The 1323-nt window shown below is 65.5% G+C and carries 1 protein-coding gene; it reads left to right on the top strand.

Annotation, left to right across the window (positions count from 1 at the left end; all coding sequences use genetic code 11):
* Positions 1 to 166: 166 nt before the first annotated feature.
* A partial coding sequence (locus OK17_RS15170) for an IS110 family RNA-guided transposase (RefSeq protein ID WP_461417944.1) occupies positions 167 to 1323 on the top strand: 1157 nt, incomplete at its 3' end.

Below are 1323 nucleotides of genomic sequence, written 5' to 3'. Positions count from 1 at the left end.
CACCTAGTAATAGCTCGAAGGTTGTGAAATACGGGACATCCTCCTGTTGTGGTCGTAAGGGCTTGGTGTCCCAACCACAACAAGGAGGATGTCGATGTCTGACGCTAGTCCCTTGAGTCGAGGAACGAAACGCCGAAACGACCGTTTGAGCCGACTGCGGGAGATCGTGCGCCGCGATTACGCGGTGGTGGCGATTGATCTGGCAGCCAAGAAACAGGTGATCGTCGTCGCCGATCATGACTCCCGCGTGCTGGCCCGCAAGACCTTTGCCTGCACCCCGTGGAAATTGGGGTCGGCGATTCAGTGGAGTCGTGCCCAGGCTGAGGCGGCCGGGTTCACCGGCATCGTCATCGCCTGTGAACCGACCGGGCACCGCTGGAAAGTGGTGGCCGATCTGGCCGCCGCAGTCGGAGCGCAGATGGTGTGCGTGCAACCGATGGTCGTGGCACGGGCTCGGGAAACCGAAGACTTCACCCGCGACAAATCCGACGACAAAGACGCCCTGCTGATCGCCCGCTTGACCACCCAACTCCACATCTACCTGCCCGAACACGCCGATCAGCACTGGGCACGGCTACGCCACCTCGGCGTGCGACGGACCGAGCAACTCACCCGCCGAGCCGCGGCCCGCCAACAAGTGCGTGACCTGCTCGATAGTGCCTGGCCGCAGGTGCTCGATTGCGCCGCCCAACCATTGGACTCGGCCACCTGGCTGGCCACCATGACCATCATCGGCTGCGATCCACGCACCATCACCGCCTACCGCAGCCCCGCCTGCGCTGATACCCGGCTGCGGGCGAAGCTGCGCCGGGAGCTTGCCCGCTGGGGTGCCCACCGCATCCACGGGCCGATCCTGACCGCAATCATCACCTCCGCTTTCGCGACCACCATGCCACCCGAGCGGACCGGAGCGTTGGAACGTGCCTTCTACGGTCTCAACGACTTCCACCACGCCACCGCCCAATGCCGGCAGGTCGAAACCCACATGCTGGCTGTGCTCGACGAGTTGCAGCTGACCGCACTGGCCACCAGCATTCCCGGCGTCACCGCGGTCTCGGTCGCTGCGATCCTCGCCGAAACCGGTGACCTGTCCCGGTTCGATTCCGCCCGGGCGGTGGTCAAACACGCCGGCCTGTGCCCGCGTGAGAACTCCTCGGGCAGCTACCAGGGCACAACCACCATCAGTGGCCGCGGGCGGCCCCGCCTACGGACTGCCGCCTGGCGTGCGGCGTTCGGCGCGTTGCGGCACAACCCGGTCTACGCCGCCCGCTACCAACACCTGACCACCCGCACCCACCACCAGCTGCAACCAAACCAGGCCTA

This window comes from Gordonia sp. GN26 (assembly GCF_054823965.1).
Note: the sequence above shows the minus strand (reverse complement) of the source record. Positions and strands in the feature narration are given on the sequence as shown.